Source organism: Arthrobacter cheniae, from assembly GCF_003602275.1.
In the GTDB taxonomy this organism is placed as follows: domain Bacteria; phylum Actinomycetota; class Actinomycetes; order Actinomycetales; family Micrococcaceae; genus Arthrobacter_D; species Arthrobacter_D cheniae.
This window is the reverse complement of record NZ_QZVT01000004.1, coordinates 371518-396186: the sequence shown is the minus strand read 5'-3', so window position 1 is coordinate 396186 and position 24669 is coordinate 371518. Positions and strand designations below refer to the sequence as shown.

Sequence of the window (24669 nt, the reverse complement as noted above, 5' to 3'; positions counted from 1 at the left end):
CGCACTCCTACTTGAAGAAGGCCTGGACGGCCGGGTTGTTCTCCGTGGGCAGCTCGATCTTCGCGACCGCGTGGGAGATGGCCTCACGGTTCGGCTCGAGCCATGGCGGCAGCTTCAGGGAGCGACCGAGTTCCAGCAGGGGCTCGTCGATGTCGAAGCCCGGCGTGTCGGTGGCGATCTCCAGCAGTGTTCCACCGGGCTCACGGAAGTAGATCGAGGTGAAGTACTGGCGGTCGAGGATCGCCGTCACGCCGTAGCCGCGCTCGGCCAGCTCCTGGCGCCACAGTTCCTGCGTCTGCTGGTCGGGCACCCGGAAGGCGATGTGGTGCACGGTGCCGCCGGCCACGAGGCCGCGCTCACCGCGCGGGTCCGTGACGACGTCGACGACGGTGCCGGGTTCGCCGTCGTGCGTACTGAGGCGGTAGCGGCCGTCCTTCTCCGCGAGGACGTTCATTCCGAGGTCGCGCGTGAGGGTCTCGAGGGTGCGGGTGGGGTCCTGGACCGTCAGGACGGACGAGTGCTGGCCGCGCACGGCGTACTCGGCGGGAACGGACGCGGAGTCCCAGGGGTTGCGGGGGTCCGAGACGGACGAGGCCACGAGGTCGATCTGCAGGCCATCGGGATCGCGCAGCGAGAGGCGTTCTTCCTCCGACGAGGCGCGGGAGATGGCCGACTCGACGCCGATCGCCCTGAAGTGCTCCTGCCACCAGCCGAGAGTGCCCTGTGGGACCGAGAAGGCCGTGGTGGTCGACTGCCCGCTGCCCACGCGTCCGCTGCGGATCCCCTGCCAGGGAAAGAAGGTCAGCAGCGAGCCGGGGCGGCCGGACTCGTCGCCGTAGTACAGGTGGTAGGTGCCGGGATCATCGAAGTTCACGGTCCTCTTGACCAGGCGCAGTCCCAGTCCCCTGATGTAGAAGTCGATGTTCTTCTGGGGGTCACCGGCGATCGCGGTGACGTGGTGGAGACCTTCGGTCTGAGCAGTCACGCTGTCCTCCTTCGTTGGAACCGGTACACCCGTACCGGTATGTTCATGCAAACGCATGTATCTCGCCTATTGTTCCCCAACCGTTCGCCTTCTCGGGGTGGTAGGCACCGGACAGCTGCTGAGCGTCGTACCTGCCCAGCTTCCTGTGTCATCCTGAGTTCATGGCAGCGAAAGAGCGGGTCCATGGCTGGGTCCGCCGCACCGTGATCGAGGTGGTCGGTTGGACCCTCGTGGTGCTCGGCGTCGCTGCCCTCGTCTTGCCCGGACCCGGGCTGCTGCTCTGCGCAGCAGGTCTCGCCGTCCTGTCCCAGCAGTACCACTGGGCACGTCGATACCTGAAGCCGCTGAAGGCGAACGCCTATCGTGCAGCCGCGATCGGGGTCAGGACCATCCCCCGGATCGCCATCAGCTGCGCGAGTGCCCTCCTGATCATGAGCTTCGGCCTCGTCTGGATCCTGCAGCCGCAGGTGCCGTCCTGGTGGTTCCTCGAGGACCGATGGTGGCTGTTCGGCGGAGCAGGAACGGGCATCAGCCTGATCGCCTCCTCGGTCATCGCCCTCGTCCTGATCGCCTACAGTGTCCGGCGGTTCCGCGGCCGGCCCATCCCCGAGACGCGACCGGTGCTCAGGACGGACGCGGACTAGGGACGGGTGCGGACAGGAATGCTTGATGCGGGATGATCCTGGTCGACGCCGACCAGGATCCGGGGGGGGCAAGGAAAAGTCCGAGTGACCGATGACCGTCGGCTGGTACGTTGAAAGCGTGCTTACCGTTATCGGGGAAACCCTCATCGACGAAGTCGTCAGCGACACCGCCTCCATGCGCGCGCACGTGGGTGGCAGCCCGATGAACGTCGCCGTCGGGCTCGCGCGGCTCGGTCATCCCGCGCAGTTCGTCGGCCGGTACGGCGACGACGAGTACGGCCGCATGGTCCGGCAGCACCTCCGCGACAACTCGGTCCCGTTCCCGGTCGAGCCTGACGGCTCGCCCACCAGCGTCGCCACCGCGCGCCTGGACCCGGCGGGAGGCGCGTCCTACGACTTCCAGCTCGTCTGGGACCTACCGGCGCTCGCTGAGCAGAAGGACAGCCTCCTCGACGGATCCACGCTGCTGCATACCGGCTCGATCGCCACGATGCTGTCGCCGGGAGCGGACGAGGTCCTGTCGCTCGTCATCGCGGCCCACCCGCTCGTTACGGTCAGCTACGATCCCAACTGCAGGCCATCCATCATCCGGAACCCCGAATACGCCAGGGAACAGGCCGAGAAATTCGTGGCGCTCGCCGATGTGGTCAAGGCCTCCGACGAGGATCTCGCATGGCTGTACCCGGACCGGACCCCCGAGCAGTCCGCACGCGCCTGGCTGGAAGCAGGTGCCGCCGTCGTCGTCGTGACGCGCGGTTCGAAGGGTCCGTGGGGTGTTTGCCGTGCGGGCGAGGTGTCCGTACCCGCGCCCTCGACCAGCGTCGTCGACACGGTGGGTGCGGGTGACTCGTTCATGGCCGCGCTCCTCGCGGCCCTCGTGGATCTGGAACTCGATGGCGCCCATCGTCGGGACGAGCTGCGCCGAATGAACCTCGGGCAGCTCGCCGGAATGTTGCAGTACGCGGCCCGAGCAGCGGCCATCACGGTCTCCCGTGCGGGCGCGAATCCGCCCTCACGGAGCGAGATGGCACACGCCTGACGCCGTCGCGTTCCATAGGCCCGAAGGCAGTTCGAAGACCACCCGATGATCCCCAGAGGAGCACAGCGATGACTTGCGATCCGTACGCAGACCTTCCGCAGGTACCCGAGTTCGAGCTGACCAGCGAGAGCATCACCCACAATGAGCCCCTCGACACCGCACAGGCGTCCGGCATGATGGGCGCAGGCGGCGAGGACCAGTCCCCGCAGCTCAGCTGGAGCGGTTTCCCCGAGGGCACGAAGAGCTTTGCGGTAACCGTCTACGACCCCGACGCGCCGACCGCGAGCGGTTTCTGGCACTGGGCCGTGTTCAACCTGCCCGCGACCACCACCGCGCTGCCCGCCGGCGCGGGTACGGACGGCTCGGACCTCCTGCCGAAGGGAGCCGTCCAGCTGCGGAACGACGGCGGCTTCGCCGGTTTCGTGGGCGCCGCACCTCCTGCCGGCCACGGCCCGCACCACTATCACGTGGTGGTGCACGCGGTGGACGTCGAGTTCCTCGACATCCCGGCCGAAGCCACGCCGGCCTACCTCGGGTTCAACCTGTTCTCGCATTCGATCGGGCGGGCCCGGCTGGTCGGCACGTTCGAGCAGTAAGGCACCCGTCCCGGCGGCCGGCGCGGCCGCCGGTAGGGTGGAAGTCCAGAACCTGAAGGAGTCAGCGATGCGCCTCGTGGCGAGCGACATGGACGGGACCGTCGTGGGACACGACGGCAGGATGAGCGAGCGCACCATCCGCGCGTTCCGGGCGTGTACGAAGGCAGGGGTCGACGTCGTCTTCGTCACGGGCCGGCCGCCACGCTGGCTGCAGCCGTTGCGGGAGCAGCTCGGGCACACCGGGATCGTCATCTGCTCGAACGGCGCCCTCACCTACGACCTCGAGGGCGAGCGCGTCCTCGACGCGAAGCTGCTGGGGGCCGAGGACGTCTATGCCGCTCGCGATATCATCCGCGGTCTTTTCCCAGCGGCGACGTTCGCCGCGGAGACGGTCTCGGGCTTCAAGGTGGAGTCGGGTTTCGCGGATCCGGCCACCTCCGAGCTCCTCGGCGGTATCACGGCGCAGCCCTTCGAGCATTCACTGCCCGGGGAGCAGGTCGTGAAGTTCCTGGCCAGGGAGAAGAACATCTCGCCGGACGAGTTCCTCGCGGCCGTCAGGCCCGCTGTCGGACACCTTGTCTCGACGACGCACTCCGCGCCCACCATGGCGCTCCTCGAGATGGCCGTCCCAGACATCAACAAGTCGGTCACGCTCGCCCGGTACGCGGCGGAACGCGGGATCGACGCCGCCGACGTCGTCGCCTTCGGTGACATGCCGAACGACGTGCAGATGCTCGACTGGGCGGGCTTCGGCTACGCCATGGCATCCGGCCACGCGGATGCGCTGGCCGCCGCGAACCTCGTCGCACCGCCCTTCGACGAGGATGGCGTGGCGCAGGTACTGGAGGAACGGCTTGCCCGGCTCCGCACGATCTGAGCGCGGCCGCTACCCCTACCTGGACACCCCGGCCGGCCCGTCCGGCCGGCCCCGGCCCCTCGCGTTCTCGCATCGCGGCTTCGCGCCCGAGGGCGGCGAGAACACCCTGGCGTCCTTCGGGCGCGCGGTGGATCTCGGCTTCGGGTACCTCGAGATCGATGTACGTGCGTCGCGGGACGGGGTGGTGATGGTCTTCCACGACGAGGAGCTGCACCGCGTGACCGGCACGCCCGGGCTGGTTTCCGCACGGACTGCGGAGGAACTGGGCGGACTGCAGGTCGGCGGGGGCGGCGGAATCCCGACGCTCGAGGACGTCCTGCGCCGCTGGCCCGGCCTGCGGCTGAACATCGACGTCAAGAGCGACGATTGCGTGCAGCCCTTCGCTGATCTCGTCAACCGCATGGCCGTGCACGACCGGGTGCTCCTGGCCTCCTTCTCGGACAGGCGCCGCAGGCGGGTACTGCGCCTGCTCGATGCTCCGACGGCGTCCTCTGCGGGCATGGCCGTGAACGCACTCCTGAAGCTCCTCGCCCCCTCGGGCCTCGCCGCCCCGCTTGCCCGGATTGCCGGAGTGCAGGCGCTTCAGGTCCCCGAGACGTACCGCGGCGTGCGCGTCGTCACGGGACGATTCGTGGAGGCCTGCCACGCTGCAGGACTCCAGGTCCATGTGTGGACCATCAACGACCGTGAGGACATGGACCGGTTGCTCGATCTCGGCGTCGACGGCCTCGTCTCCGATGCCGCCGACGTGCTGGCCGCCTGCATGACCGCACGGTCCGCATGGCCCCAGGGCAGTTCCCTCGACCGGTAGGCGGGGTCGGGTCGGGCTTCCTGAATGCGGAAACCCGGTTGCGGCCACTCCCGCAACCGGGTTCCCTGGTGTCGATGGATCATCGGGGTATCGCGCCCACCGCTGACCCATCGAGCCTGATGACTGCGGCGCCCTGGTGCTGGACGCCGCAGGGTCTACATGCGGCCCTTGCCGGGTTTCGGGTTCACGGTCAGCTCCACAGGGTCCGTGGTCACCGTGCCGTGGGGATTGGAGAAGGTTGCCCGGAACAGACGCCCGTCCTGCGTGGCCAGGACCTTCTTGACCTCCACCGTCGACGTGTAGGTGCCGTCGTCGTTCCGCTCCGCACGCTGTGTGACATCGGCAGGCTGCCAGGTGGCGCCGTCGTCGTCCGAGCTCTCCCAGACCGCGACGGGTTCAGGGGTGCCGGTGGCGCTCGCCGTGAAGTGCGCCTTGTGTCCGTCCCGGACAGTCGCTGCCGCGGGAGCCGACACGACGGCGGGCAGCTCGACGGTCTGGTCCACCGTGGGCCAGCCGTCCTCCCACCCCAGCTTCTGCAGGCCGAGGGTCGGGATGTACGGGGCCGCTGTGTTGGTGCGGTCGTAGTAGTGGAACGCGAGGTAGTCGCCGAAGACGGACTGGCCGCCGACGCCGTTCATCGCGCCGTGGGATTCGAGGAGGATCGATCCGCCGCCGCCGAACATGTCACGGCCCTCCTTGTCCAGGTAGGGGCCGGTGATGGATTCCGAGCGGCCCACGGCGATCTTGTACGTGGAGTCCGCTCCGCGGCAGCAGAAGTCGAACGAGGTGAACAGGTAGTAGTAGCCGTCGCGGTGGATGATGTAGGGCGCCTCGATGGGGTTGCCCGGGATGAAGCGGTCCGCGATGTTCACCGTTCGGGACTGCCAGTTCTCCACCGGCTTGCCGCTGGGCCATTCGAGTGGCACGAGGAAGATGCCGTACCAGAAGGAACCGATGGACATGTAGGGATTGCCGTCGGCGTCCTCGACGATCCCGGCGTCGATGGCATTGAAGGTTTTGTCGGGATTGCCCGGATCGAGGCCCGTGACCGGAGACTCGACGACGAGACCCTGGTCTACCCACTCGTAGTCGGGGTCCTCGGGGTTCAGTGTCGTGTTCGTGGCTAGAGCCGTGAGGGAGTTGTCGGTGCCGAAGCGCGAGGCCGAGTAGTAGAGGTAGTAGGTGCCGTCGTTCTCGTAGATCTCCGGCGCCCAGAGGTTCTCGGGGAGCACTCCGTCCGCGTAGCGCTCGTCGATCCAGGCGGGGATTTCGTCCCACACCGTACCCGTGTACTCCCAGGTGGTACCTTCGTCGCGCGAGGACCACATCTGGATGGTGCCGCCGTTCTCCCGGGCGAGCAGGCCCGTGGAGTAGACGTACCAGGTGCCGTCGTCATCGATGATGAGCGCCGGATCGTGGATGGGGCTGGTCGCTCCGACCACGGACTTGCCGCCCACCAGGTCATCGAGGCTGCCGGCGGCGGACTGCTGCGTGAGGGCGGTGGGTGCTGCCGGGGCCTTCGGGTCCGCCGACGCCGGCATCGCCGCACCTGCCAGCGCAAGGGTCAGCACGGCGACGATACTCGCCGGGCGCGACCAGAATCTGTGACGTGACGTCATTATCACGTGGTCCTTTCGATGGGGGAGTGGGCAGGCGACGACTTCGCTCGGCCCGTTTACATCGTTGTCTACATCGTTGTAGAACACTCGCACGCGCAGGGAGGGCAGTCAAGGGCGCATCAGTTTTCGAGGACAGGATCCGAAAGGGTCCGCAGGTGCGCGAGCGCCGCCGGGGCGTAGGCGCGCATCGACTCGTCGTCCGCATAGACCAGCAGGCGCAGCCATGATCCGTACCGGTGCACTGCCGCAAGCCTCAGGGCGGGCTCGACAGCAGCTCGAAGTTCCGGCAGCGGGGCATAGGACGTCCAGCGCTCGAGGTAGGCGTCGACGACGGCCTGGATCCGGGGATCGTCCGCCGTCGTGTTCCACTGCGCCCGCATCTGCGTGATGGGTACCAGCAGGGCGCTGAACGGGTGCGCCCAGTACGAATCGGCGAAGTCGAAGAACCGAAGCGGGTCGGTGCTTCCACCGGGGAGGAAACAGTTCCGCGCGTGCAGATCGTTGTGGTCGAGCGAGAGTGGCATGGCGACGCCGCGCAGCACCTCCACCGCGTCGGAAATGGCCGGCAGGCGGCGCACGACGTCGTCCGCCTCCTCCGGGGACAGGTGCAGCGGGTGCTCCGCCGGCAGGCCCGTGTGCAGCAGGAGCTGGTTCTCGACGAAGTTGGCGGCCACCTCCGGGTTCATGAGAACGAGCCCGGCCCGGGACAGCCGCTCCCCATGAGGCGCCACGGCTTGCTGCAGGTCGGCGAAGTCACCGGTGATGCGCGCCCAGAGCGAGGCGTCGTCCACGTCCAGGGTATCCAGCGTGGCGCCGTGGTCCGCTGTCAGCAACCAGCCTCGCGAGGGCTCGATGGCGAGGGGAGCCGCGACATGGTCCGGTGCGAGTTCGCCGAGGAGCGACATGATCGAGGCTTCCGCGAACTGCCCGAGGTTGTTCTCCTTGAACCACAGCGTCCCGTGGTCCGTGGGCACGGTCAGCTGCGTGGACCAGAAACGGATCCGCTGCTGTTCGGCCGGTCCCAGGCGCGTCACACCGAAGGACTCCAGGACGAGGTCGATCCACTGCACCGCCTGCTGACGCCACTCCGGAGAGGCCCAGACCTCCCGGGAATTGTTCATCGGGGACGAGGCACGGGTCGGCGGGGCATGCCGTCCATTCTTCCATCGGCCACGGGTCAGCCGAGCTTCGAGGGCCTGCTGCCGTGGTCACTCGATTCGAGTTCCTCCGGCCCGGCGACGTGCTCGCTGCCGCGGACGCGGGCGATCGCCGTCATGCCGTGGAAGATGATCAGCGCCGCGGCCGTACCGAGCGCGATGCCCGCGAAGCTCAGGTCTCCGACGGTCCACGTGAAGTCCGCGATGCCGATAACGAGCGCCACACCCGCCGTGGAGAGGTTGATCGGATTGGAGAAGTTGACCTGGTTCTGGACCCAGATACGGACACCGAGGATGCCGATCATGCCGTACAGGACCACTCCCGCGCCGCCGAGCACCCCGGGCGGGACGGTGGCGATGAGCGCGCCGAACTTCGGGAAGAGGCTGAGCAGGATCGCGACGATACCCGCCACCCAGTAGGCCGCCGTCGAGTAGACGCGTGATGCGGCCATCACGCCGATGTTCTCGGCATACGTGGTGGTTCCGGATCCACCGCCGGCACCCGCGATCATGGTCGCGAGCCCGTCGGCCATCAGGGCGCGGCCCGTCATGGGATCGAGGTCCCGGTTGGTCATCGCGGCCACGGACTTCACGTGCCCGATGTTCTCCGCGACGAGGACGAGGACCACGGGGATGAAGAGTCCCACCACGGACAGGTGGAACTCGGGTGCCGCGAAGTCGGGCAGCCCTATCCACGCGGCGTCGCCGATCGCCGCGAAGTCCACCTCGCCGCGGAACATCGCGACGACGTAGCCCGCCAGCACTCCGACGAGGATGGAGAGCCGCCCGAGGATACCTTTGAACAGGACCGTGACGAGCAGGATCGCGATCACCGTGACAAGGGCCGTGAGGGGTGCCTGCTCGAAGCTGGCCTTGGCTGTCGGCGCGAGGTTGAGGCCGATCAGCGCCACGATGGCACCCGTGACGATCGGCGGCATGGCCACCTGGATCCAGCGCGCCCCGGCCCTGTGCACGATCAGCCCGATGATCGCGAGCGCAGCCCCGGCCATGATGATGCCGCCCAGGGCTCCGGCCGCTCCGCGCTGGGACTGCGCCGCAGCGATCGGCGCGATGAATGCGAAGCTCGAACCGAGGTAGCTCGGCACCTTCCCGGCAGTGATGATGAGGAACAGGAGGGTTCCGATCCCCGAGAACAGCAGCGTGGTCGACGGCGGGAACCCGGTGATGAGCGGGACGAGGAACGTGGCGCCGAACATCGCGACCACGTGCTGCGCACCGATGCCGATGGTCCGGGGCCATGAAAGCCGCTCGTCGGGAGCGACGAAGCCGCCCGGGCGGACGTTCTTGCCGTCCCCGTGCAGTGTCCACGTGATGCTCCGTGCGCTCATGGGTGTGCCTTCCGAAGATGGTCGAGGGGTTTCGGGAAATCCTATCCGCAGCACGTGACCGGGATGTTACGTTGCTTGTCAGCGAGCGGAGGAGCAGGCGATGCCATTCACGGTTCTGGGACGTACCGTGCTGGTGACCGGCGCGGGGATGGGCATGGGCAGGTTGTACGCCGAACGTGCTGCGCGCGAGGGGGCTGCCGCCGTCGTGCTGTGGGACATCGACGGGCGGGCTCTCGACGAGGTGGTGGTGAGCCTCGGTTCCAGCGGTGCGTCCCTTCACAGCTACGTCGTCGACGTGGCTTCGATCGAATCCATCCGGGCGGCGGCGGGCGCCGTCCTGAATGACGTCGGCGTGCCGGACGTGCTGGTGAACAACGCCGGCATCGTGCGCGGCAAGTACTTCTGGGAGCACGACCACCTCGACGACATAGACCTCACCCTCCGCATCAACACCGGTGGTCCGATGCACATCACGCGGGCGTTCCTTCCGGCCATGATCGAACGCGCGACCGACGCCCGGATCCTGAACGTGGCGTCCGCCTCGGGGACTCTCGCGGTTCCGCGCATGAGCGTCTATGCGGCCTCCAAGTGGGCGGTGATCGGCTGGAGCGATTCCCTCCGCCTGGAACTGGTCGCGGCCGGTCACCCCATCGCCGTCACCACGCTCATCCCGAGCTACATCAGGACCGGCATGTTCGAGGGTGCCCGCGGCCCGCTGATGACTCCACTCATGGAACCGGAGTACGTGGTCGGCAAGGCCTGGCGCGCCACTCTCGCAGGGAGGGCGCGTGTCCAGCTGCCATGGACCGTCCAGCTCGCGGGCACGCTTCGCAACGTGCTGCCGCAACCCGTGTGGGACGTCGTCGCCGGGCGCGTGTTCAAGGTGTACAGCTCCATGGACCACTTCACCGGGCGCCCCGGCGTTCCTGCCGAACGGAAGGGCAACTGATGAGCGCCGTGGAACTCCTGGCCGACCTGCGCCGAACCTTCCGGGCGGGAACCACCCGGCCCGCCGGCTGGAGGCGCGCCCAGCTCGAAGCACTGCGCCGCCTGCTCACCGAGCGCGAGGACGAACTGACCGGCGCCCTGGAGGAGGACCTCGGCAAGAGCCGGACGGAGGGGTTCCTCTCGGAGGTCGCCGCCGTCCGGGCCGAGATCGACTACGCGCTGAAGCACCTCGACCGCTGGATGGCGCGGGAGAGGATCGCGGTGCCCGGGGGGCTGCGTCCCGCCCGCGCGTGGGCACAGGCCCGGCCCCTCGGCGTCGTCCTGATCATCGGACCCTGGAACTACCCGTTGAATCTCGTGCTGGCGCCGCTCGTCGGAGCGCTGGCCGCGGGAAACGCCGCGGTGCTCAAGCCCAGCGAACTCGCAGCCTCGACCTCCCGGGTACTCGCACGCCTCGTGCCGCAGTATCTGGACCGGGATGCCGTCGCGGTCGTCGAAGGGGGCGTCGAGGTCAGCACGGACCTGCTGGCGCAGCCCTTCGACCACGTGTTCTACACGGGCGGTGAGCGCGTGGGGAAGATCGTGATGAAGGCCGCGGCCGAGCACCTCACGCCGGTGACGCTCGAGCTGGGCGGCAAGTCACCGGCCGTCGTCGTCGGCGGGAACCTGCGTGCCGCGGCCCGCCGCATCGCCTACGGCAAGTTCATGAACGCAGCCCAGACGTGCGTGGCGCCCGACTACGTCCTGACCACGCCGGCCGCCGCGCCCGTCCTCGCCGACGCGCTCGCGGCTGCGGTCCGGGACTTCTACGGCAGCGACCCGAGGACCTCGGGCGACTACGGGCGCATCATCAACGAGCACCACTTCGACCGGGTCGTGGGCCTGATGGACGGCGGCACCGTCGTCTCCGGTGGCCGGCATGATCGCGCCGACCGGTACATCGAGCCGACCGTCCTGAGGGAGGTGGACCCGGGGTCCGCGCTCATGCAGGAGGAGATCTTCGGTCCGCTGCTGCCCATCCTCGAGGTGGAGGACCTGGACGCGGCAATCCGCTTCATCGCAGCGCGGCCGCATCCGCTCGCCGCCTACCTCTTCAGCGACCGCGACGAGCACCTGGAAGCCTTCACGGAGCAGGTGCAGGCCGGTGGCCTCGCCCACAACGTGTGCACCATCCAGCTCGCGGTCCCCGGCCTGCCCTTCGGTGGCGTGGGTGCGAGCGGGACGGGCAGCTACCACGGGCGGCAATCCTTCAGGACGTTCAGCCACGTACAGCCGGTATTCTCCAAGCCGGTCGGGGTGGATACGCTGCGCCTCGCGTATCCACCCTTCGGTCCGATCAAGAGGAAGCTGCTGCGCAGGCTCCTCTGAGCGGATCAGCTGATGACGCTGTCCACGAGGGCCTTCGCCTCGGCCTGCACCTGCTTCAGGTGTTCCTCGCCCCGGAAGGACTCGGCGTAGATCTTGTAGACGTCCTCCGTGCCGGAGGGACGCGCGGCGAACCAGGCGTTCTCGGTCGTGACCTTGAGTCCGCCCACGGGGGCACCGTTGCCGGGTGCCTCGGTGAGGCGGGCCGTGATCTCCTCGCCCGCGAGGGTCGTGGCGGTGACGTCCGAGGGCGAGAGCTTCCCGAGGGCCGCCTTCTGCTCGCGCGTCGCTGCTGCATCGATCCGTGCGTACACGGGCGCGCCGAAGCGATCCGTCAGGCCCGTGTAGTGCTGGGACGGCGTCTTCCCCGTGACGGCCGTGATCTCCGAGGCCAGCAGCGCCAGGAGGATGCCGTCCTTGTCCGTGCTCCACGGCTTCCCGTCGAGGCGGAGGAAGGACGCTCCGGCAGACTCCTCGCCGCCGAACGCCAGTTCGCCGCTGAGCAACCCTGGCACGAACCACTTGAAGCCCACGGGGACTTCCTGCAGCACGCGTCCGAGGTCCGTGGCGACACGATCGATGATCGACGACGACACGAGGGTCTTGCCGATCACGGCGTCCGCACGCCAGTTCGGCCGGTTCGCGTAGAGGTACTGGATGGCGACGGCGAGGTAATGGTTCGGGTTCATCAGCCCGGCGTCGGGCGTGACGATGCCGTGGCGGTCGGCGTCGGCGTCGTTGCCCGTCGCGATGTCGAACTGGCCGGCCTGCTTGATCAGCGACGCCATGGCGTACTGCGATGAGCAGTCCATCCGGATCTTCTCGTCCCAGTCGAGCGTCATGAACGCCCACTGCGGATCGACGGTCGGGTTGACCACGGTGAGGTTCAGGTTGTGGCGCTCGCCGATCGCACCCCAGTAGTCCACGGCCGCGCCACCCATGGGGTCCGCGCCGATGTGCACGTTCGCCGAGCGGATGGCATCGAGGTTCAGGACCGACGGCAGGTCGTCGACGTAGTGCTGGAGGAAGTCGTAGCTGCTGATGCCCTCGGCTGTCCGCGCCTGCGAGATCGGCATGCGCTGCACGCCCCGCAGCCCGGACTCGAGGAGGTCGTTGGCGCGATTCGCGATCCAGGTGGTGGCATCCGAGTCTGCGGGCCCTCCGTGCGGCGGGTTGTACTTGAAGCCGCCATCACCCGGGGGGTTGTGCGACGGGGTGATGACGATGCCGTCCGCCTGCTCCGTTCGTGTCGCGTTGTACGTGAGGATGGCGTGCGAGACGGCAGGGGTGGGCGTGTAGGCGCCGCGGGCGTCGATGAGGACGCTCACGTGGTTGGCGGCCAGGACCTCGAGGGCCGTGTTCTGCGCCGGCTCGGACAGCGCATGGGTGTCCTTGCCCATGAAGAGCGGGCCGGTGATGCCCTGCCCCGCACGGTATTCGACGATCGCCTGGGTGATCGCCACGATGTGACCCTCGTTGAACGAGGACTTCAGCGACGACCCGCGGTGGCCCGAGGTGCCGAAGGCGACGCGCTGCGCGGGATCCCCGAGATCGGGCTCGACGTCGAAATACGCGTCGAGCAGTTTGGTCACGTCGACGAGGTCGGTGGGGAGGGCTACAGTGCCCGCTCGATTAGCCATGGCCCCAGCATGCCAAAGAACTCGGCCGATTACACCCGTCGCGCCCTTCTGCAGGTTGCCGGGACCCCGATGATCAGTAAGCTGAGTATCAGCACCCAGCCAGGGGCAGACGGATCACGGAAGGCAGCATCATGAGCGAGAACTCCAGCGACACCCCGACCGGCGATCCCGAGGAACAGGGTGCGGACGAGGCCGGCAAGCTCGAGGAGCAGGCGGCGGGCGGCTACGGCGGACCCGGGCCCGAGGATGAGGTGGCCCCCGATTTCGAGGCGGACAACGGCGGCGGGTCCGGCAGCTGACACCCTCCGTTCCGGCCCCGAACGGGGCTGGACGTGGGGCTAGGGTGGTCGGGTGACCACGCCTGCGCATCAGCGCCCGCTCAAGATCGTCCTCGCTCCCGATTCCCTCAAGGGCAGCCTTCCCGCAGCGGAGGCTGCCCTTGCCATGTCGAGGGGGGTGGTCGCGGCCGCCGCCCGTCTCGGCCACCCCGTGCCCGACGTCGTCCTGGCGCCGCTGGCCGACGGCGGGGAGGGGACGCTCGATGCGCTGCTGGCAGCCTGGGGGGCGGAGCCGCGGACCGCACGGTGCCACGACGCCGCCGGCCGGGCGCGCACCGCGCGGTACGGCATCTCGACGACTCCTTCGGAGCACGGCCCCGACGCGCGAGGCGTCCTCGAGGCGGCGGAAGCCAACGGCCTACCCCTGGTGGCGGACCTTCCCCTCGACGCCCTCACGGCCACCAGTTACGGCGTGGGGGAGATCGCCCGTCGGCTCCTCGACGACGGGGCCGGGGAGATCCTGCTCTGCATCGGTGGATCAGCGACCACCGACGGCGGCACGGGGCTCCTGTCCGCCCTGGGCGCCCGCTTCCTCGACGCCGACGGCGATCCCCTTCCGCCCGGCGGCGGCTCCCTCGCGGCCCTCGCCTCGATCGACACCTCCGGCCTCCACCCACGGGCGCAGGAGGCACGCTGGCGCGTCGCGGTCGACGTCGACAATCCGCTCTGCGGCCCGCGGGGCGCCGCCGCGGTCTTCGGCCCGCAGAAGGGCGCGACGCCCGATGACGTCGTCGTCCTCGATCACGGGCTCGCCCACCTCGCCGGCATCCTCGAGGAGCTGACGGGTGTCGCCGTCCTGGACCTGCCGGGCGCGGGTGCCGCCGGCGGACTGCCCGCCGTGCTCGTGGCCTTCCTCGACGCGGAGATCGTCCCCGGCTCGGCCCTGGTCGCAGACGCCGTCGGACTGGCCGGTGCGCTCACCGATGCCGACCTCGTCCTCACGGGCGAAGGCTCCTTCGACTCGCAGTCCCTCGGCGGCAAGGTGGTGCAGGCCGTCGTAGAGAATGCCCCTGCCACCTGCGCGGTCGTGGCAATCGCCGGTCGTGTGCAGCTCACTGCGGCCGAGGTACAGGACGCAGGACTCGCGGCGGCCTTCTCCATCGCGACCGGACCGATGGAGCTCGACCTGCTGATCAGGGATGCCGGGGCGCTGATGGAGGAGGCCGCCGCGCATGTCTACGGTCTCTTCAGCGCAGTCCGTCGGAGTTAGACCTTGATCTCACGCTTGAGGATCTTGCCTGTGGGGCCCTTGGGTAACGCGTCGACGAGCACCACGCGGCGCGGGTACTTGTAGGCGGCCATCCGCTCCTTGGCGAACTCGACGATCTCCGTTGCGAGCGCATCTCGGGCGGCATCGTCGGCGGGCACGTGCTCGGCCTTGATCCCGACGACCGCCACGATCTCCTCGCCGTGGAGGTCGTCCGGCACCCCGATGACGGCGGCTTCAGCTACAGCGGGGTGCTCGTACAGGACCTCCTCGACCTCGCGCGGGTAGACGTTGTAGCCGCCGCGCAGGATGACGTCCTTCTTGCGGTCCACGATGAACAGCAGCCCGTCCTCATCGATCCGGGCCAGATCGCCCGTGCGGAACCATCCGTCCGGGATGGCTGCCGCAGTGGCCTCCGGGTTCTCCCAGTAGCCCTTCATGACGCAGTGTCCGCGCACGGCGAGCTCGCCCACCTCGCCCTGGGCCACCTCGACGCCCTCGGGATCGAGCATGCGCACCTCGACGCCGTCGATCGGGGTGCCGATCGAACCGGGCTTCCGGAGCTGCCCCACCCGGTTGAAGCTCACGATCGGCGAGGTCTCCGACAGGCCGTAACCCTCCAGGAGGTCCGCCTCGAAGACGCGCTCGAACTCGTGCAGCACCTCGACGGGGAGTGCGGAGCCGCCGGAGACCGCGACGCGGACGGAGGAGAGATCCGTGGTCGTCACGCCCGGGTGGCGCAGCATCGCGATGTACATCGTGGGGACGCCCTCGAAGATGGTCACGTGATCCCGGGCGATGATCTCGAGAGCCTTGCCCGGCTCGAAGCGGGGCAGGAGCGTCACCGTGGCCCCGGTGAGGACTGCGGCGTTGAGGGCGCAGGTCTGCCCGAAGATGTGGAAGAAGGGCAGGCCGCCGAACAGGACCTCACCCTCCTTGGTCCCCATGAGGTCGCGGGACGTCTCCGTGTTGCGGGCGAGGTTCGTGTGCGAGAGCGTGGCGCCCTTGGGCCTGCCGGTGGTGCCGGAGGTGTACAGCACGACGGCGGTGTCCTCCCCGTCGAGTTCGACGACGCCCGGAGTGGGCTCCGCGGCGGACACACGCTGCATGAATGCGCCGCTGTCCACGGTGATCACGCCGACCTCACTGCCCACGTCCGAGCCGGAAGCCTCGGCTCCCGCCTCGGCCTCGGCGATGATCCCCTCCCAGGCGAAGACGAGCCGTGCCCCCGAGTTCGTGAGGTGGTAGGCGATCTCCCGTCCCTTGAGCAGGGGGTTGAGGGGGACGACGACGGCGCCCGCGCGCAGGACCCCGTAATAGACGAATGCCATTTGCGGAATATTCGGCATGATCAGGGCGACGCGGTCCCCCTGCCGGACGCCGTGCTCCGCGAGGATGGTCGCGACCTTCTGGCTGAGCACCTCGAGAGCGCCGAAGGTGACCTCGACGTCGTCGAGCTTGATGGCCACCGCCGAGGGGCTCCTCGTTGCGGTGGCCACGAGGTTGTTGGCGAGGTTCGGCACGCGATCTCCTTTGATCCTTCGATGACTTCCGGCCCGCCGGTACAGAAGTTACCGGTGAGTAGAAGTCTGTGGGATCGGGGGCGGCCGCGCAACAGGATCTGGCCGGAAGCGGCGCGGTCCTATCCCAGCGCCTCGATCTGTGCCGTCACCGCGAGGAGCTGCGCCTCCTCACCGGGGCGTCCGATGAGCTGCACGCTCATCGACAGGCCATCCGGCAGGCGCAGCGTGGGGACGGTCACGGCCGGCAACCCGCAGACGTTCACCATCGAGGTGTACGGCGAGTACCGGCACTGCCGCGCGTAGTCGGTGTCGCCGTCGGCGTCGGTGTACCAGCCGATGGGACGGGGCGTCATCGCCACCGCCGGCGTCAGGATCATGTCGTAGCGGGAATACTGCTGGATCGTGTCCTGCTCGAACTGCCGCAGGACGTCGACGGCGCCCGCGAGTTCCGCCGCAGTCCTGCCCATCGCCCTGCGGCGCAGCACCCGGGTGATGTCGGTCAGCCTGCTCTCGCGCTCGTCCGGGATGGGCGCGGTGGCGAGACCGGCGGTCCAGACCAGCTGGAAGGCGTCGTGGTAGCGGCGGTCGTAGGTCAGGTCGGTGTCGACGACGTCGTGCCCGGCCCGCTGCAGCACCTGGATCCCGGAGTGCAGGGCGTCCGTCGCAGCGCTGTCCAGGCTGATGTCCATGGCTCCCGAGAAGGGCGAGGCCGTGCTGACGCCGATCCGGAAGCGGCCCTCCGCACGCAGGGCCGCTTCCAGGAAGGAGCCGGGATAGCGTGATGCTGCGCTCGTCGGGCGGTAGTTCGGCTCCTGCACCAGGGCGTCGAGGAGCAGACCGGCGTCGGCGGCGGAGTGGGCCAGCGGACCGGCGACGACGAGTTGCCCGAGGTCCGCCTGTCCCGAGCCCGAGGGCACGCGGCCACGGTTCGGCTTGAGGCCCACCAGGCCTGTTGCCGCAGCGGGGATGCGGATGGAGCCGCCGCCGTCCGTCCCCGGCGCGAAGGGGATCATCCTGGCGGCCACCGCTGCGGCACTGCCGCCCGAGGAGCCGGCCGGGCTGAGACGCCGGTCGAGCGGGTTGCGGGCGGGGGGCGCGATGCTGTTCTCGCTGTAGCAGCTCAACCCGAACTCCGGGACCTGGGTCTTGCCGAGGCTGATGGCTCCGGATCGTCGCAGGATCGAGGCCAGGGGGGCGTCCTTCTCGGCGACGGCGTGATCGAGGGCGGCCGTTCCGAGGGTGGTCCGCACGCCCGCGACGTCGGTGAGGTCCTTGTGGGCGAGGGGCACACCGTGCAGCGGACCGAGGGCGACGCCGGAGGAGTGCAGGCGGTCGGCATGGTCCGCCGCGCGGAGGGCGTCGTCGTGCGTGATGGTGATGAAGGAGCCGAGATCCGGATTGAGGACATCGATCCGACGGAGGAAGTGGTCCGTGACTTCACGGGCACTGACGTCCCCGCGCGCCAGCGCATCCCGGAGGGTGAGGGCTGGGAGTTCGTGCAGTTCGCTCATGGGGGCTCCAGTGGGAGGCGGGGCGGTGACGGAACCCGAGGGTCCCCGGTGTCGACGGGGACAGGTCGATCGACAAGCACAACTATAGGAGCCGGCCGGCGGTGGGCCCGGCCGTGACCGCCCGTAGCAATAGCGGTGCTGCGCCGGAGCGTGAAAAGGTAGGAGTATGAGCGAACTCCACGACGTACCGGTGACGGCAGTGCCCGACGACGCGCGCATCCTCGATGTGCGCGAGGACTACGAGTGGGAGGCCGGCCATGTCGACGGCGCCGTGCACATCCCGCTCGACCAGCTCCCCGCACGATTCGGCGAGCTCGATCCCGACGAGGACCTCCATGTCATCTGCCGCAGCGGTGGCCGATCCCAGCGTGCGGCCGAATGGCTCGAGGGCAACGGCTACACCGCGATCAACGTGACAGGCGGGATGGGCGCCTGGCTCGAGGCGGGCAAGCCGATGGTGTCCGAGACGGGCAGTGAGCCAACCGTCCTGTGACGCCGTCCGAGACGTCCTCCTACACCTACCTGGGGCCGGAGGGAACCTTCACCGAGGCCGCCCTGCTGCAGGTGCCCGGCGCCGGGGCCGCCCGCCGCGTCCCTGCGTCGACCGTCGGGGCTGCGCTCGACGCCGTCCGGTCGGGAGCCGTCGATGCCGCCATGGTGCCCATCGAGAATTCCGTGGAAGGCGGTGTCAGCGCGACCCTGGATGCGATAGCTGTCGGTGAGCCCCTGCGGATCCTGCGCGAGGAGCTCGTCCCGATCACCTTCGTGCTCGCCGCCCGGCAGGGCACCGCGCTCGACGCCGTCCGTCGCATCGCGACGCACGGCCATGCCTGGGCGCAATGCCGGAACTGGGTGGACGCACATGTCCTGGCTGCTGAGTACTTTCCTGCGTCATCGACCGCCGCCGCCGCTTACGGCCTTGCCGATGGTGATGGCAGCTATGACGCCGCCATCTGCTCGCCGCTAGTGGCGGAGCGCCTGCAGCTTTCCGTCCTGGCGATGGACATCGGGGACGTCACCGATGCCGTCACCCGCTTCGTGCTCGTGGGGCGACCGGACGTGCTTCCGCCGCGCACCGGGGCGGACAAGACGACGCTCGTCATCCCCCTGCCCGAGGACCATCCCGGCGCCCTGATGCAGATCCTCGACCAGTTCGCCGCACGCGGCGTGAACCTCAGTCGGATCGAGTCGAGGCCCACGGGCCAGTTCCTCGGCGATTATTTCTTCAGTGTCGACGCCGACGGGCATGTCGGGGACGCCCGGGTGGCGGATGCCCTCAAGGGGCTGCACCGCATCAGTCCGGGGCTCCGATTCCTCGGCTCCTATGCCCGTGCGGACCGCCGCTCGCCCGAGGTCGAGCGACACACCTCCGACGACGCCTTCGGCGCAGCGGACGCCTGGCTCGGCGGGATCCTCGGTAACCGCTAGATATCGCAGTGCTGGGAGTACCGAAGCACAGTAGGCTTACTATCGAAGGTCCTCCTCCCACTCGAAGGCTGGTTCTACGATGGCTCGATTGCGCCGCAGCAACACGCGCAGGCCCGGTATCTCCCGCCGACGCCATGGCAAGGGCTTCAGCTACCGTGCGCCGAATGGCGAGCTGCTGCAGGATCGCGACGAGATCGAGCGCATCAGGGACCTCGTGATCCCACCCGCCTGGAAGGACGTGTGGATCGCGCCGTACCCCAATGGCCATGTCCAGGCCATCGGCACGGACGACGCCGGCCGGCGCCAGTACATGTACCACCCGGCCTGGCGCGAGCAGAAGGACCGCGAGAAGTTCGACCGCGCCCTCGACTTCGGGGCCAAGCTTCCGAGTGCCCGCCGCGTCATCACCCAGCACCTGCGCAGCGACGGAGTCTCACGCGAGCGCGCCTTCGCCGCCGCGCTCCGGATCGTGGATGCCGGCGCCCTCCGGATCGGCTCCACGCAGTACGCCGAGGCGAACGGCTCCTTCGGAGTCACCACTCTGCTCGTGGAGCACTGCACCATCGAGGGTGACCTCGTCATCTTCGACTTCCCCGGCAAGAGCGGCCAGCAATGGGACACCCGCCTCGAGGACGCGGACCTCGCCGCCGCCCTGCGCCCCATGATGGAGCGTCAGGACGCTGACACCGTCCTCGCCTATCAGACCGACGACCGGATCTGGCACCACGTCGACGGCTCGCAGCTCAACGAGTTCCTCCGGCAGGTCACGGGCGGTCCGTTCACCGCGAAGGACTTCAGGACCTGGCAGGCCACCGTTGTCGCCGCCATGGCACTGGCCAAGGAGGACCTCAAGGCGACGAGCCGCACCGCGCGCCAGAAGGCCGTCAGCGCCACCATGAAAGCTGTCGCGGACCACCTCGGCAACACCCCGACCGTCGCCCGCAGCTCGTACGTCGACCCCCGGCTCGTCGACAGGTTCATGAGCGGCGAGGTCATCCCCATCACCACCTACTCGGCCTCCGAGAAGGCTGTCCAGGAACTGCTGCGCGACTGACCGGAATCGGCCGGCCGCAGCACTTCCGCATATCCAAACCATCCCGATCGTCAGTACGCTGGCAACGGGCGCCCAACGAGGAGCGCATCCTTCGACGAAAGGCAGCATCATGACCGAGAACGCTCATGGAGGACACATCGTCAACCCCAACAAGGGTGACGGCTCGACGTCGGATCCGAACTGGCACGGCGACATCGGGGACCAGGGCAACGACCTGCGTTTCGCCGAGGAGCAGGCCCTCATCAAGGAGCAGGCCGACCGCGCCGACCGCGACCCCTCGGAGGCCGTCGCGGCTTCCGAGCAGGAGGGTCACTACACCAGCTCCGAACCCGCCGAAGGATCGGGCGGCTACACCTCCGCGCAGGATCCCGTGAAGGAGGGCGAATACACCGACAAGGACAGGCCCCTCGTCGACGATCCCGAGGGCGAGGGCGAGTACACGGACCGCGACCGCTAGGAGCGGCGCAGGAGCCGCTGCCACCTTCTCTGGAGGTCCGACGGCAGGTCCGAGGTGGACCCCGATGGTCCGGGAGCCGACGCCGGCACCCGGACCATCAGTGCGCCCGGGTCCACCCGGGCCGTCAACGACGTCGTCGAGCCGGAAGCGTCGCCGTCGAGTTGGGTGTCGATCGGGTCGCCGGACCAGACGGTGACCTCCCGAGCCCGGTAGTAGCTGATGACCGGGATCACGCCGCTGTGCCGGAGCAGGATCTTCGCCGCCATCCAGGTCCAGCCGACCAGGCTCCGGGGGCTGAGCACCACCACGTCGAGGTAGCCGTCGTCGATCATTGCGTTCGGCACGAAATCGACGCCCGCCGGCAGCTTCCCGCAATTCGCCACCAGCAGGCTGCGGACCTTCCGGCTCTGCGGCGGCTGGCCGTCCAGGCTGATGGAGATGCGTCGTCGTCGGCCCGGCAGGTGGCGCACGCCCGCCTCGCTGTAGGCGAGCCACCCGAACTTGTCCTTCAGGTCCTGCTTGGCATCGGCCACCACGCTCGCATCGAAGCCGACCCCTCCCATGACGAGGAACGGCTGCTCCGAACTGGTGTGGGTGCTGTCGTTGCGGAGGGTGATGCGCGCCATGTCGATGCGTCGCTCGTACCCGTGCAGGGCGAGGCGGAGGCACCCGGCGATGTCGTTGTAGGGCAGGCCCAGGTTCCTCACCAGAAGGTTCCCGGTGCCGAGCGGCAGGAGCCCGAGGGCCGCCGGCCGGTGCGCGAGGGCCTGTGCCACGGCGCGGACCGTGCCGTCGCCCCCGGCGGCGATGACGACGTCGACGCCTGCGTCCAGGGCTCGCTCCGCCTGGCCGGTGCCCGGGTCCCCGATGGTGGTCTCGAGGACGAGGGGCGGCTCCCAGCCGGCATCGGAGCAGGCCTGCTCCACGAGTGCGCGGGTGATATCGGCCTGCAGCTTCGAGGGGTTGAGCACGAGGGCGACGCGCTGATGCCCTCCGGCAACCGGCATCGGTTCGTGGACGGAAGCCGTCGGTGTACGGGTCTGCTGCAACCGCCGGACCGACCAGTAGCTCTGGAGGGACGCGACAGCGGCGGAGGCCGCGGCGGTTCCAGCGAGTAGTTTGCGGCGCATGGTCACCCACAATAGCGGCGCGCCACCCCCCGCACCTCCCCGACGCTTCCCCTGCGCCGTGGCCGTGCAGGGCGTTGGGTAGTCTTGACCGTGTGATTGACGTCAACGACCTCCGCCTGAATCCAGAGCAGTTCCGAGCATCACAGCGCGCCCGCAGGGCGGATGAATCCCTCGTCGATGCCATCCTCTCGGCGGACGCGACGCGGCGGGAGTCCGTCACCCGGTACGAGACGCTCCGAGCGGAGCAGAACGCGTTCGGCAAGCGGGTCGCCCAGGCCAAGGGCGAGGAGAAGCAGGCGCTCCTGGCAGAGGTCAAGGAGCTGGCGGCGTCCGTGAAGGCGGCGGCCGCCACCGCTGAGGAAGCCAAGGCCGAGCAGGAGGTCCTCCTGCGCAAGCTGCCGAACCTCGTGCAGGAGGGTGTACCCGAGGGCGGGGAGGACGACTACGTGGTCCTCCGGAAGGTAGGAACCCCCCGGGACTTCGCCGCGGACGGCTTCGAACCCCGGGACCACCTCGAGATCGGTGAACTGATCGGGGCGATCGACATGGAGCGGGGCGCCAAGGTCTCCGGCTCACGCTTCTACTTCCTCAAGGGTGTCGGTGCAAGGCTCGAGATCGCCCTGCTGCAGATGGCCCTCGACCAGGCGATAAAGGCGGGCTTCACGCCCATGATCACGCCCACGCTCGTCCGCCCGGAAACCATGCAGGGCACCGGCTTCGACATAGCCCACGACGCCGAGATCTACCGCCTCGAGGAGGACAACCTCTACCTCGTCGGAACCTCCGAGGTGGCGCTCGCCGGATACCACTCGGACGAGATCATCGACCTGACCGCCGGACCCGTGCGCTACGCCGGCTGGTCCTCCTGCTACCGGCGCGAGGCCGGTTCTCACGGCAAGGACACCCGCGGCATCATGCGCGTGCATCAGTTCAACAAGGTGGAGATGTTCACCTACACCTCCGTCGAGGACGCCGCCGCAGAGCACGAGCGCCTCCTCGCCTGGGAGGAGGAGATGCTTGCGAAGGTCGAGCTGCCCTACCGCGTCATCGACACCGCCGCGGGAGACCTCGGTATGTCCGCCGCACGCAAGTTCGACTGCGAGGCGTGGGTTCCCACCCAGGCCGATTACCGGGAGCTGACCTCGACGTCCAACTGCACCACCTTCCAGGCCCGTCGGCTGAACATCCGCGAACGCCAGGAGGGCGAGGGACAGAAGGGCACGCGCGCCGTCGCCACCCTGAACGGCACGCTCGCGACGACGCGCTGGATCGTGGCAATCCTCGAGCATCACCAGAACGCCGACGGCTCGGTCACCGTCCCCGTTGCTCTGCGTCCGTATATTAACGGACTGGAAACGCTTCCGGTACTGTGAGCGCGGCTCTATCGGTGCGTCAGTGGGGTCTGGTTGACTGAACCATGAGCACCTCCATCAATGTCGGCATCGATGACCGACAGAAGAACCGAACACAGCATCTGATCGCCCTCGACGTCGACGGCACCCTCGTGGATCACGAGGGCTCCATGACGGAAGAGGTGCGCGACGCCGCGCAGGCCGTCATCGAAGCCGGGCACGACGTCATCATCGCCACGGGCAGGTCCCTCGGAGCCACGGTGCCCGTCATCCGGCTCCTCGGGATCACGAGCGGCTACGCCGTCTGCTCCAACGGGGGTGTCACGCTGAGGATCGATGCCGCAGCCCCCGGAGGGTTCGAGGTCCTCGAACGGGTGACGTTCGATCCCCGGCCGGCCCTGACGGCTCTTCGGGAGCGCCTGCCCTCCGCCAAGTATGCCCTCGAGGACGATCGCGGCAGGTTCCTCTCCACCGAGAGCTTCCAGGACGCCAGCTTCGGCTCGGAGGCGGAGAGCGTCGACTTCGAGGAGATGCTGGAGAGCCGCGCCGTACGCGTGGTGGTGTTCAGCACGGACAGTTCCGCAGAGGAGTTCGGCGAAGCCGTGGCGTCGATCGGGCTGCACGGCGTCACCTACTCGGTGGGCTGGACCGCGTGGCTGGACATCGCTGCCTCGGGTGTGACGAAGGCCAGTGCCCTCGAGGTGCTGCGGCAGCGCCTCGGGACGGACCCCCGTCTCACGGTGGCCGTGGGGGACGGACGGAACGACATCGAGATGCTGCAGTGGGCCGGGCGCGGGGTCGCCATGGGACAGGCGCCGGAGGAAGTGCGGTCCGCCGCGTCCGAGGTCACGGGAAGCGTGTACGACGACGGCGCCGCGAAGGTACTGCGCTCCCTGGTCTGACCGCGGAAACGCCTCAGTCCGCGAGGGACGCCTCGGGCAGGGACGCGGGACCGTGCGTCAGGTCCAGCAGGCGGGCGGCGGCCGGCCGGGTGGCCCACTCCTCCATCCAGTGCGAGCGGACGACGGCGCGGCTGACGGCCTGCGCGGTGATGCCCAGCTCCTGCGCCACGTACTTCTGCTGTCCGCGGGCGCCCGGCGTCATCAGATCGAGGACGGTCCATTCCGCATCGGTGCGCGTGTAGACGATCTGCCCGAGCAGCCGGAGGACGGCTTCCGCCTCCGCCGCGATCTCGCCGTCGGGGCCTTCCACGGCGAGCGGGATCCGTTCGCCGGTCTTCCGGGCCCGGTTCACGGCTCGACGTGCGTACACCAGTCCGTAGCCCTCGGCGTCGACGATCCGATCGGGCACGGGGGGAGTGAGGCCGCCGACGCCGATGCCCACGTGCCAGCGCCGGTACCGGATGGCCCGCAGCGCCGCGTCCACGGCGGTGGACGCGGAGTCCACGACGCCCTGCACCTCGTCGCCCACCGAGCGCTGGAAGGGGACGACGGCCGGGAGGTAGCGCAGGGCCTTCAGGAGTTCCCCCACGAGGTCTCCGACGTCGCGTGAATCACGCTGGTTGATCGTGAGGACATAGTGCATGGCATCAGTATGGACGTAGGCGGCGGAAATCAACCGGACGACGTTGCTTATCCAAGCCATTCGATGCACGGAGCTCCCGCAGCACGATGCGCTG

At 68.8% G+C, this 24669-nt stretch carries 24 protein-coding genes; 15 read left to right on the top strand and 9 right to left on the bottom strand.

What is annotated here, in order from left to right; genetic code table 11:
* Positions 1 to 7: 7 nt before the first annotated feature.
* Positions 8 to 985 (bottom strand): ring-cleaving dioxygenase, encoded by a 978-nt coding sequence (locus tag D6T63_RS09735; RefSeq protein WP_120148831.1) that lies wholly within the window; start codon positions 983 to 985, stop codon positions 8 to 10.
* Between the two features lie 161 nt (positions 986 to 1146).
* On the opposite strand from D6T63_RS09735, the gene D6T63_RS09730 reads away from it, so the two are divergent.
* The 5 genes from D6T63_RS09730 (at position 1147) to D6T63_RS09710 (ending at position 4952) form a co-directional block, all read left to right on the top strand.
* The gene (locus D6T63_RS09730) at positions 1147 to 1629 is read left to right on the top strand and encodes a PGPGW domain-containing protein (protein ID WP_120148830.1); all 483 of its coding nucleotides are present in this window, start codon (positions 1147 to 1149) and stop codon (positions 1627 to 1629) included.
* A gap of 118 nt (positions 1630 to 1747) precedes the next feature.
* Positions 1748 to 2668: a carbohydrate kinase family protein gene (locus D6T63_RS09725; RefSeq protein WP_120148953.1), complete on the top strand. Its 921-nt coding sequence runs from the start codon at positions 1748 to 1750 to the stop codon at positions 2666 to 2668.
* 68 nt (positions 2669 to 2736) lie between these two features.
* A complete protein-coding gene (locus tag D6T63_RS09720) occupies positions 2737 to 3264 on the top strand; it encodes a YbhB/YbcL family Raf kinase inhibitor-like protein (RefSeq protein ID WP_120148829.1) in 528 nt (175 codons plus the stop codon).
* 67 nt (positions 3265 to 3331) lie between these two features.
* A complete protein-coding gene (locus tag D6T63_RS09715) occupies positions 3332 to 4141 on the top strand; it encodes an HAD family hydrolase (protein ID WP_120148828.1) in 810 nt (269 codons plus the stop codon).
* A complete protein-coding gene (locus D6T63_RS09710; protein ID WP_235830656.1) occupies positions 4119 to 4952 on the top strand; it encodes a glycerophosphodiester phosphodiesterase family protein in 834 nt (277 codons plus the stop codon). The genes D6T63_RS09715 and D6T63_RS09710 overlap by 23 nt, the downstream gene beginning before the upstream one ends.
* Before the next feature lie 155 nt (positions 4953 to 5107).
* On the opposite strand, the gene D6T63_RS09705 is transcribed toward D6T63_RS09710, so the two are convergent.
* The 3 genes from D6T63_RS09705 to D6T63_RS09695 all read right to left on the bottom strand — a co-directional run bounded on the left by D6T63_RS09705 (position 5108) and on the right by D6T63_RS09695 (position 9077).
* Complete coding sequence (locus D6T63_RS09705; protein ID WP_120148826.1) at positions 5108 to 6571, bottom strand: glycoside hydrolase family 43 protein; 1464 nt, start codon at positions 6569 to 6571, stop codon at positions 5108 to 5110.
* A gap of 119 nt (positions 6572 to 6690) precedes the next feature.
* Positions 6691 to 7692: a hypothetical protein gene (locus D6T63_RS09700; RefSeq protein WP_120148825.1), complete on the bottom strand. Its 1002-nt coding sequence runs from the start codon at positions 7690 to 7692 to the stop codon at positions 6691 to 6693.
* 56 nt (positions 7693 to 7748) lie between these two features.
* Positions 7749 to 9077: a uracil-xanthine permease family protein gene (locus D6T63_RS09695; RefSeq protein WP_120148824.1), complete on the bottom strand. Its 1329-nt coding sequence runs from the start codon at positions 9075 to 9077 to the stop codon at positions 7749 to 7751.
* Between the two features lie 100 nt (positions 9078 to 9177).
* Between D6T63_RS09695 and D6T63_RS09690 the strand changes: the two genes are divergently transcribed.
* Together D6T63_RS09690 and D6T63_RS09685 are read left to right on the top strand one after the other, a co-directional pair.
* Positions 9178 to 10026, top strand: coding sequence for an SDR family NAD(P)-dependent oxidoreductase (locus D6T63_RS09690; RefSeq protein WP_120148823.1), 849 nt, complete (start codon positions 9178 to 9180; stop codon positions 10024 to 10026).
* Complete coding sequence (locus D6T63_RS09685) at positions 10026 to 11393, top strand: aldehyde dehydrogenase family protein (RefSeq protein WP_120148822.1); 1368 nt, start codon at positions 10026 to 10028, stop codon at positions 11391 to 11393. Before D6T63_RS09690 ends, D6T63_RS09685 begins: the two co-directional genes overlap by 1 nt.
* A 5-nt stretch (positions 11394 to 11398) precedes the next feature.
* On the opposite strand, the gene pgm is transcribed toward D6T63_RS09685, so the two are convergent.
* A complete protein-coding gene (pgm, locus tag D6T63_RS09680) occupies positions 11399 to 13030 on the bottom strand; it encodes a phosphoglucomutase (alpha-D-glucose-1,6-bisphosphate-dependent) (RefSeq protein ID WP_120148821.1) in 1632 nt (543 codons plus the stop codon).
* A gap of 131 nt (positions 13031 to 13161) precedes the next feature.
* Between pgm and D6T63_RS19220 the strand changes: the two genes are divergently transcribed.
* Both D6T63_RS19220 and D6T63_RS09675 read left to right on the top strand, forming a co-directional pair.
* Positions 13162 to 13329, top strand: a complete 168-nt coding sequence (locus D6T63_RS19220; RefSeq protein ID WP_182976944.1) for a hypothetical protein — start codon at positions 13162 to 13164, stop codon at positions 13327 to 13329.
* Between the two features lie 52 nt (positions 13330 to 13381).
* Positions 13382 to 14578: a glycerate kinase gene (locus D6T63_RS09675; RefSeq protein WP_120148820.1), complete on the top strand. Its 1197-nt coding sequence runs from the start codon at positions 13382 to 13384 to the stop codon at positions 14576 to 14578.
* Here the strand turns inward: D6T63_RS09675 and D6T63_RS09670 are convergent.
* Entirely contained in the window at positions 14575 to 16098 is a 1524-nt protein-coding gene (locus D6T63_RS09670) for a long-chain-fatty-acid--CoA ligase (RefSeq protein ID WP_120148819.1), read from the bottom strand. The genes D6T63_RS09675 and D6T63_RS09670 overlap by 4 nt on opposite strands.
* 119 nt (positions 16099 to 16217) lie before the next feature.
* On the bottom strand, positions 16218 to 17609 hold the full coding sequence (locus D6T63_RS09665) for an amidase (protein ID WP_120148818.1): 1392 nt from the start codon (positions 17607 to 17609) through the stop codon (positions 16218 to 16220).
* 166 nt (positions 17610 to 17775) lie between these two features.
* Between D6T63_RS09665 and D6T63_RS09660 the strand changes: the two genes are divergently transcribed.
* The 4 genes from D6T63_RS09660 (at position 17776) to D6T63_RS09645 (ending at position 20548) form a co-directional block, all read left to right on the top strand.
* Positions 17776 to 18102, top strand: a complete 327-nt coding sequence (locus D6T63_RS09660; protein ID WP_120148817.1) for a rhodanese-like domain-containing protein — start codon at positions 17776 to 17778, stop codon at positions 18100 to 18102.
* The gene (gene pheA / locus D6T63_RS09655) at positions 18099 to 19037 is read left to right on the top strand and encodes a prephenate dehydratase (RefSeq protein WP_120148816.1); all 939 of its coding nucleotides are present in this window, start codon (positions 18099 to 18101) and stop codon (positions 19035 to 19037) included. Before D6T63_RS09660 ends, pheA begins: the two co-directional genes overlap by 4 nt.
* Positions 19038 to 19116: 79 nt before the next feature.
* Positions 19117 to 20091 carry a DNA topoisomerase IB gene (locus D6T63_RS09650; RefSeq protein ID WP_120148815.1) on the top strand — a complete coding sequence of 325 codons (975 nt, stop codon included), beginning with the start codon at positions 19117 to 19119 and terminating at the stop codon, positions 20089 to 20091.
* Between the two features lie 109 nt (positions 20092 to 20200).
* Complete coding sequence (locus tag D6T63_RS09645; RefSeq protein WP_120148814.1) at positions 20201 to 20548, top strand: hypothetical protein; 348 nt, start codon at positions 20201 to 20203, stop codon at positions 20546 to 20548.
* On the opposite strand, the gene D6T63_RS09640 is transcribed toward D6T63_RS09645, so the two are convergent.
* A complete protein-coding gene (locus D6T63_RS09640) occupies positions 20545 to 21678 on the bottom strand; it encodes a diacylglycerol/lipid kinase family protein (protein WP_120148813.1) in 1134 nt (377 codons plus the stop codon). The genes D6T63_RS09645 and D6T63_RS09640 overlap by 4 nt on opposite strands.
* A 92-nt stretch (positions 21679 to 21770) precedes the next feature.
* On the opposite strand from D6T63_RS09640, the gene serS reads away from it, so the two are divergent.
* The gene (gene serS, locus D6T63_RS09635; protein WP_120148812.1) at positions 21771 to 23051 is read left to right on the top strand and encodes a serine--tRNA ligase; all 1281 of its coding nucleotides are present in this window, start codon (positions 21771 to 21773) and stop codon (positions 23049 to 23051) included.
* A gap of 44 nt (positions 23052 to 23095) precedes the next feature.
* On the top strand, positions 23096 to 23932 hold the full coding sequence (locus D6T63_RS09630; protein ID WP_120148811.1) for an HAD family hydrolase: 837 nt from the start codon (positions 23096 to 23098) through the stop codon (positions 23930 to 23932).
* A gap of 13 nt (positions 23933 to 23945) precedes the next feature.
* Here the strand turns inward: D6T63_RS09630 and D6T63_RS09625 are convergent, their stop codons facing one another.
* Entirely contained in the window at positions 23946 to 24575 is a 630-nt protein-coding gene (locus D6T63_RS09625) for a hypothetical protein (RefSeq protein ID WP_120148810.1), read from the bottom strand.
* Between the last annotated feature and the right edge of the window lie 94 nt (positions 24576 to 24669).